The sequence below is a fragment of the Cyanobacterium sp. T60_A2020_053 genome, assembly GCA_015272165.1.
Lineage (GTDB): Bacteria > Cyanobacteriota > Cyanobacteriia > Cyanobacteriales > Cyanobacteriaceae > Cyanobacterium.
In genome coordinates, this window is record JACYMF010000048.1 from 1 (window position 1) to 7,251 (window position 7,251).

Consider the following 7,251-nt stretch of genomic DNA (forward strand, 5'->3'; position numbering starts at 1 on the left):
TGGGGAAGCAGAGGAAGGATTATAATTCATAATTCATAATTCATAATTCATAATTCATTCAACCTTTGCCCTTTTAACTTTGCCCTTTTAACCCATTGTCCATTATTGAACATATTTACCAAGAATATCTGCAATGGGAGGCACAGCTTGGGTAATTTCTTCTTCCAAGGTATTACGCACTTTTTGATAAGTAGCTTTGACGATTTTATTATGAGCTTTGGCAATTTTAGCATCAGTAACACTCAAAATTGTTTCTGCAGTTAAAGAAGAATTATTTTTTAAATAAGCAACGGGAGCATTTTCACTCAAACCCTTTTCCCACAAAGGGTCTAATGCTTTGGATGTAGCTGATAAAAGATTGAGAGTTGCTCGATACGCATAATCAGCGCCCAGCGCCCGAATCCCTGCATAGAGAGTTTTAAATAATACTCCAGTCATGCCTTTTTTGCCGTTAACTTGATTTTCCATTACCTGCACACATTCTCGGGCAATATCTGATTGTATGTGTTTCGCTTCGATTTGCTCACTTAATTTCATGTCAAAGGCTTTTTTTTTTTTACAACATCGATTAAAAATTATAAAGCTCATGGCGCTGTTTGCAATAACATTATTATTTAGGGATTGATGAAAAAGTCCAATGGTGAGGTAAAGGGAAAAGGGCAAGGGGCAAAGGGCAAAGGTTTAAAGGCTTATGAATTAAAGATTTTAGCTAAATAGTTATTTTTCATTTTAATTGATGACACGTCCTAACTTACATAGGGTAATATAGAGCAAAAATGTCCCACAGGTCCAGCGCCCTCCCCCACATCCAAAGCGTATTCTAACGCCATAGTAACGTAATCCTTGGCATAGGCAATGGCGTTAATTAAATCATACCCCAAGGCTAAATGGGCAGTAATGGCAGCGCCGAGGGTGCATCCCGTGCCGTGAGTATTTTTGGTAACCACTGGAGGGCGCTGTAAAAGAGTAAACCTATCACCATCAAAAAACACATCAGCGCCCTTCAACGTACCAGATAAACCGCCACCTTTCACCAAAACGTTTTTGACACCCAAATTATAGATAATCTCCGCAGAACGCTTCATATCATCAATGCCGTTAATGGTAACACCACTCAATAATTGAGCCTCAAAAATATTAGGAGTCACTAACAACCCTTGGGGAATGAGAAGATTTCGTAAAGAAGCCACCGCCTCATCATCAATTAATTGATCACCACCACGGGAGACCATCACAGGATCAACTACAATATTATTATTGTGCCATCCTTGTAAACATTGAGCCACCGTCTCGATGATACCTTGATTTAAGAGCATTCCAGTTTTCAGCGCCCTTACCTCCATATCAGCCGTTACGGTGTCAAATTGAGCCTTCACCATGTCAGGGGATACCGCCATCACCGCCGTAACAGTGGCAGTATTTTGAGCCGTAATACAGGTGATGACACTAGCACCATGCACCCGATGAAAAGCAAAAGTTTTCAAATCCGCTTGTATTCCAGCGCCCCCCCCACTATCAGAACCAGCAATGGTTAACGCAACTACACTTTTCATCCTTTTTACCTTTTTTCTTGTAGTGTTTTTCTTGTATATCGGACTAGAAGCCTGATTGTTAAACTATTGAGATTATTGTTGGGTTACGCTTTGGCTAACCCAACCTACTAACTACTTTAAATTTACCTTTGCCATTTGATTACAGCGCCCCTGCTGCCGTTTGATCAAACACACCACCCAAATGATTAGTAAGATTAATTGCTTGTAATACAGGCATTCCATCTTTGCCGTGGGGATAATCAATCACCGTTACCGCACCGTTACCCTGTTTGATATTCCAAAAATTACTAGCTTGTAACCCTAATAAATAACAAATAATTACTTTATTGATGGCATCATGGGCAACTACAATGCCTGTTTTATTGGCACTGCTGAGATTCTCCGCAACAATTTCCAACCACGCTTTAACCGCGCGTTGCCACACTTGCTCTAAATTCTCACCCTCTGGCATCTGTACCGTTTCTGGTGCATCTTTCCACTGTTGCAATAAGCCGGGATACTCTGCCTCGATTTCCGCTTCTAATTTGCCTTCCCATAAGCCATGGGAAATTTCTTCTAAGTCTTTTTTAATGGTTAAATTAACGTGAGGATGGGCTTCTAAAATGATTTCGGCGGTTTCTTTGGGGCGAGAAAGGGGGCTGGTGACACCAAAATCAATGGTCACATCTTGGAGAAAATCCCTTGCTTTTTGCGCCTGCGCTTTACCGTTTTCATTGAGGGGAATATCTTTAACCCCTTGAAATCTTGACATTCTATTCCATTCCGTTTCGCCATGACGTACTAATAATAGTCTTAATATGGAGTTAGAATCGGGACGAAAATCGGGAATGGCTGCGCCGAGGTGCGCTGTTTGATTTAATGATTCTAGTTGCACGACATCGCCAAAATTACCTGTAAAATTGAGAACATTAATACAACAGTTTGATTGTTGAATACTATGATAACGACTCGGTGGCATGGCAAGGGCGCTCATAATTAAGCAACGATTGATGCCGTTGTGGGCGGTGATTAAAATGGTTTCTCCAGAATGTTTAGGGATGATGACGCGCCAAAATTCTTGCGCTTGGGCGTATAAATCCAAAATGGGGTAAAATTCCCTACCATTTTCTGTCATGGTTAATTGGTGGGGTTTTTCTTTCCACAATTTATATTTGTCGGGATATTCTCTAATGACATCTTCTTTTTGCCATTTTTCCCACAAAGGAAGGTTAATTTCTCTGAGTTTTTCTAAAATGGTTAAGGCTGGATTATTGGTATTGTGGACCTGAATAATTTTAGCGGTTTCTGTTGCCCTTTGTAAGGGGCTACTATAAATGTTGGCAAATTTAACATGGGCGAGGGTTTGTCCCAATTTTTCGGCTTGTTGTTTGCCTAATTCCGTGATTACTGATTCATCACAGCGCCCTTGAATCATTTTTTGTGCGTTATAGCTACTTTGACCATGACGAACAATAATTACACGAGTAGTCATTAGTATATATTTAATTTTAAAGGTAACGTTCGGTAATTATATCACTTTAAGCTAGTTTACATTTAAGCGGTGAGGTAAAGTGCAAAGGGTAACAACTCAAAATGCTTTGCCCTCACCCCCAACCCCTCTCCCACAGGAGAGGTGAGTAATATTGCTGAATTATTTGAGTAATTAAAATTACAGGCAAGGGGCGCACATCCCCTTGTTATCATAACTTTGACGAAAATATAATGGTGTTAAATTTTTAAGTCATAGCAACGGAAATTGTCCAAACATCCATTAGAAGTAGAAAAAAGGTAAAGAATAGTAGGAAAAAATACATCCATGGTTGGGCTAAAGGTCTAATATCGGTGGTATCAATGCCAGTTTGTTTGGTAACGATACCCACCATTTTGGCAAATCCAGCCACGCGCATGGGTAAAAGATAAGCTCTTTCTCCTTCTTTAGTAGTAAAGTAATATACCATGCCTCCTTGCCCTGTGGTACGCATTTTCAGCGCCCTCACCTCATGCCATGATAAACTCCAACCTTTGCGCCAAATAGGTTTGAACCAGTTGGGATAAGTTACAGTTATACCGATTTCGTCTAAAATTACTCTTTCTGTCATGACGGCATAAATCATCATACCGCCGAGGAGGAGGGCGCTGATAAATAACCATTGGGGTATGGCTACCCCTGTTTTTTGTGCTAAAAAGGGGAGGGGCGCTGTAAGCGCAACATATAAACTTAGTAAGGTTATCCTAATCAATGGGGATATTTTGAAAATAATTCGATTATTATTGATGGCAGTCATGATATTTTTGGCACTCTTACTTTGAGTATGATAAATTATTGGTTGGTATAGGGCAAAGGGCAACGGGCAAAGGGAATTGTTAATGTTATAAATGATAAGACTTGTCTTTTTAGAATATTATAAAGTTTATCAAATAAGCGTTTGAGCAATGATTTTCTATTAATTCATTATAACCACAGCAGAAAAGCTACATTTTTAGGTAATCTTACATTTATATTACCTTCAATGGAAAATTGATAATTCATAATTCTCAAAATGTCATTAGAAGAAGAAGTTAAGGAAATCGCCCAAACAGAAATACCAAAAAATCTCAAAAAATATAGTTTTTGGAGTGTATTTAGTTCTACTTTTATCACTATTTTTGTGGCTGAAATGGGGGATAAAACGCAACTTAGTACCCTTTTACTCTCAGCGCACTCCGCCTCACCTTGGGTAGTCTTCCTTGGGGCAAGTTTAGCCTTGATTGCCACCAGTTTGCTAGGAGTTTTATTGGGTTATTGGCTATCAAAAAGATTAACGCCTAAAATTCTTGATTTATCCTTATCTTTATTGCTTCTGTTGGTTGCGGGGGGATTAATTGGTGATATTCTTTAAAAGAATTTAGCCGTGGTTATGAAAAATTAATAATAAATAACAAACAAAACCCTCGATATATAATAGTTTTAGTATTTTAAAAATGCAATTGTTATAAATTTATCGTTGGCATTTCACCTAATACCTGATACCTAATACCTGACACCTTTCTTTAGAAATAATTTATCATACTCAAAGTAAGAGAGCCAGAATTTATTAGGGGAGATGGTGAGGTAATTGCCAAATTCCGTTAAAATTAAGAGTTGTTAAAACTACGGTTAAATAAATTTATATGGAAATCGGACAAAAAGTAAAAATTCGCCGTTTAAGAGAAAAAGTATCTTCTGAGTTTATCGAGAAAGCACAACAACAACAAACTGCAACTATCAAATCTTTTAAAATGACTGATGGTAGTGGTATTGGTGTTTTTGTTGAGTTTGCTGACTCCACAACTGGTTGGTTTTTTGAAGATGAAGTAGTGGTTGTAAAATAAGGTTTAAGCAAACAGTCTGAGGTTTTCGGTGTCGGTTTTAAGATGTTAGGCAAAATTTTTGATTTGAAAAATTGGTAAATTCATCATTACGGGGATAGAAAATAAGCCTCTGTTATTTTCTGGTAAAATGAACGGAAACGGTTTTAAATACTCATTATGACTATTACTTCTAAGCCTCCTCAATTATTAACTACTGTGGAGTTGTCTCCTAGCTTTAATCTACCTATTATTTTGGTGTTGGGGGCGCTAGGTTTGATGTTTATTCAGCCGGTGGTGGGCGCTGTTATTGCTTTATTTGGTTTGTTTTTAATGATTCAAGCTGTGTTAATTAAGCTCAAATTTACCCCTGTTACTTTGGAAGTATATCGAGGTGATAAGCTAATTAGAAGTTTTCCTTATCAGCAATGGCAAAATTGGGAGATTTTTTGGCAACCTCTGCCAATTTTATTTTATTTTAAAGAGGTTAATAGTATTCATTTTTTACCGATTATTTTTGAACCTAAAACCTTAAAAGATTGTTTAGAAAAATGTTTTCCTAAAAATAACTGAAATTACCTTGATAACTTTAGTCAATGAGGGATTTGTCAAAGAATAAATAGTTTAAAATCCTGTCTTTTAAGACATGAGAAAATTTAATTTAACGGTATTCCAAGCTATGTTTAAATTTACTTTTATACTTTTGACTACCGGCTACTTTAATTCAATTTCTATATTAAAATTCAAGTAAAAAAATCAAAAAAGTAATTATGTCAGAGATAGATAAGCAGAAAAAAAAGACAGAAAATTTCATTAACGATACTTTTGATGATGATGATTTGTGGGCGCTACAATCTGATGATACCAGCGCCCCTCGCCCTGTGGAAAATTGGTCTGATTTAGCGGAAAAAGCAGAAATAGTTACCGCAGAAATTATTAAAGAAGACGAAGTAAAACCCACAGAAGATAATGATTATGAGCAAGATATTAACGATAAATTAGCTCAATTTAACTTGATTCTTGAAGATGAAGAAGAAACTCCTTTAAGCATCGAAAATGAAGAACAAGAAGAAATCACAAATACAGTTTTAGAAACGTCACAACAACAATTAGATATATCATTAGCTGAAGATAACATAGAAGAAATATCTACGGAAGAAGTCCCCATAATTGAAGATAAAATTATTAATAACTGTATAGAAAATGAATCTAATTCAAACAATCAAAAAGAAGAACTAAGTAGAGATATTGAAAAATTAATAAGCCAAAAAAATAGCTTATTAAAACAACAAGCAGAAATGCAAGAAAACTTGAGTTTATTAGTCAAAGAAGGTCTAAAAGAATTAGCAGAAAAAAAACAAAACTTAGAAATTACCATCCAAAAATTAGAACGGCGCAAAGAAAGAATAGAACAAGAAATGAAAACTACTTTTTCGGGGGTATCTCAAGATTTAGCCATCAGAGTGCAAGGTTTTAAAGATTATTTAGTGGGCAGTTTACAAGATTTAGCCGTAGCCGCCGAACAATTAGAATTAACTACAGGTAAAACAGAATCATGGGAACAACCTATGACTGTTAGCAATCAAACCAAGAAAGAAAATCCAGCGCCCTCCTTCGTAGATAAAAGTTTTCAGGAAGAAACCAAAATTATTCGCTCATTATTAGATCAATATCGCACACGCCCTGATTATTATGGGCAACCGTGGCAATTACGGCGCACTTTTGAGCCTATCCACGCTGAAAGAGTTGCTAATTGGTTTTTCTCTCAGGGAGGAAAAGGTACTATTAAAGGTATGACATCGAGGTTACAAAATATTCTAGTAGCTTCAGCAATTATCTCCATTTTGTCGTATTTGTATGGAGATCGCTCGAGGGTGCTAATTTTGGCGGATACCCCCGAAAAGTTAGGAGAATGGCGCCGAGGTTTACAGGATTGTTTAGGTATTTCTCGCAGTGATTTTGGTCCAAATCGTGGTGTCGTATTATTTGAAACCGCAGAAGCACTATGTCAAAAAGCGGATCGTTTAACCTCTGAAAAAGATTTACCCTTGGTTATCATGGATCAAAATGAGGATAAAGTCAGCTTATCTTTATTACAATTTCCCTTATGGTTGGCTTTTGCCTCTGAAAAACCTAGTTCTAATTATGACTATTTTTAGTCACAAAGATTCCCTTTGCGTCTTAGCGCATCGAGGCGAGAAAAAAAAGTGGTTTATTCATGTGAAATGCGCTGTAAGGTAATTATTATTATTTAAAATCGTTTATTACTATCATTGATGAGGTAGATAAACTTTTATCTTGAAATGTGAGTGAAAGACCCCCGTTGAATTTCTCAACAAAAAAATACCCACTGAAATCAACGGGGGATGTAAACGAACCAACAAAAAAATCG

8 protein-coding genes are annotated in these 7,251 nt (G+C 36.8%); 4 read left to right on the forward strand and 4 right to left on the reverse strand.

Annotated elements, in window-relative coordinates:
* Nucleotides 1-102: 102 nt before the first annotated feature.
* The 4 genes from IGQ45_06730 to IGQ45_06745 form a co-directional block, all read right to left on the reverse strand.
* A complete protein-coding gene (locus IGQ45_06730) occupies nt 103-537 on the reverse strand; it encodes a hypothetical protein (GenBank protein ID MBF2056907.1) in 435 nt (144 codons plus the stop codon).
* A 209-nt stretch (nt 538-746) separates the two neighbouring features.
* Nucleotides 747-1,553, reverse strand: coding sequence for a bifunctional hydroxymethylpyrimidine kinase/phosphomethylpyrimidine kinase (thiD, locus tag IGQ45_06735; protein ID MBF2056908.1), 807 nt, complete (start codon nt 1,551-1,553; stop codon nt 747-749).
* Nucleotides 1,554-1,692: 139 nt separating this feature from the next.
* Nucleotides 1,693-3,024 (reverse strand): histidine phosphatase family protein, encoded by a 1,332-nt coding sequence (locus IGQ45_06740; GenBank protein MBF2056909.1) that lies wholly within the window; start codon nt 3,022-3,024, stop codon nt 1,693-1,695.
* 244 nt (nt 3,025-3,268) lie between these two features.
* On the reverse strand, nt 3,269-3,817 hold the full coding sequence (locus tag IGQ45_06745) for a hypothetical protein (GenBank protein ID MBF2056910.1): 549 nt from the start codon (nt 3,815-3,817) through the stop codon (nt 3,269-3,271).
* 255 nt (nt 3,818-4,072) lie between these two features.
* Between IGQ45_06745 and IGQ45_06750 the strand changes: the two genes are divergently transcribed.
* The 4 genes from IGQ45_06750 to IGQ45_06765 all read left to right on the forward strand — a co-directional run bounded on the left by IGQ45_06750 (nt 4,073) and on the right by IGQ45_06765 (nt 7,018).
* Nucleotides 4,073-4,411, forward strand: a complete 339-nt coding sequence (locus IGQ45_06750) for a TMEM165/GDT1 family protein (GenBank protein MBF2056911.1) — start codon at nt 4,073-4,075, stop codon at nt 4,409-4,411.
* 271 nt (nt 4,412-4,682) lie between these two features.
* Complete coding sequence (locus IGQ45_06755; protein ID MBF2056912.1) at nt 4,683-4,883, forward strand: DUF2862 domain-containing protein; 201 nt, start codon at nt 4,683-4,685, stop codon at nt 4,881-4,883.
* A 156-nt stretch (nt 4,884-5,039) separates the two neighbouring features.
* Nucleotides 5,040-5,432 (forward strand): DUF3119 family protein, encoded by a 393-nt coding sequence (locus IGQ45_06760; GenBank protein ID MBF2056913.1) that lies wholly within the window; start codon nt 5,040-5,042, stop codon nt 5,430-5,432.
* A gap of 197 nt (nt 5,433-5,629) precedes the next feature.
* Nucleotides 5,630-7,018: a DUF3086 domain-containing protein gene (locus IGQ45_06765; protein MBF2056914.1), complete on the forward strand. Its 1,389-nt coding sequence runs from the start codon at nt 5,630-5,632 to the stop codon at nt 7,016-7,018.
* The last annotated feature ends 233 nt before the right edge of the window (nt 7,019-7,251 follow it).

What these genes read in the sequence shown, in the direction of transcription:
- IGQ45_06730 (MBF2056907.1), bottom strand. Translation starts at nt 537, where the DNA reads ATGAAATTAAGTGAGCAAATCGAAGCGAAACACATACAATCAGATATT.
- thiD (MBF2056908.1), bottom strand. Translation starts at nt 1,553, where the DNA reads ATGAAAAGTGTAGTTGCGTTAACCATTGCTGGTTCTGATAGTGGGGGG.
- IGQ45_06740 (MBF2056909.1), bottom strand. Translation starts at nt 3,024, where the DNA reads ATGACTACTCGTGTAATTATTGTTCGTCATGGTCAAAGTAGCTATAAC.
- IGQ45_06745 (MBF2056910.1), bottom strand. Translation starts at nt 3,817, where the DNA reads ATGACTGCCATCAATAATAATCGAATTATTTTCAAAATATCCCCATTG.
- IGQ45_06750 (MBF2056911.1), top strand. Translation starts at nt 4,073, where the DNA reads ATGTCATTAGAAGAAGAAGTTAAGGAAATCGCCCAAACAGAAATACCA.
- IGQ45_06755 (MBF2056912.1), top strand. Translation starts at nt 4,683, where the DNA reads ATGGAAATCGGACAAAAAGTAAAAATTCGCCGTTTAAGAGAAAAAGTA.
- IGQ45_06760 (MBF2056913.1), top strand. Translation starts at nt 5,040, where the DNA reads ATGACTATTACTTCTAAGCCTCCTCAATTATTAACTACTGTGGAGTTG.
- IGQ45_06765 (MBF2056914.1), top strand. Translation starts at nt 5,630, where the DNA reads ATGTCAGAGATAGATAAGCAGAAAAAAAAGACAGAAAATTTCATTAAC.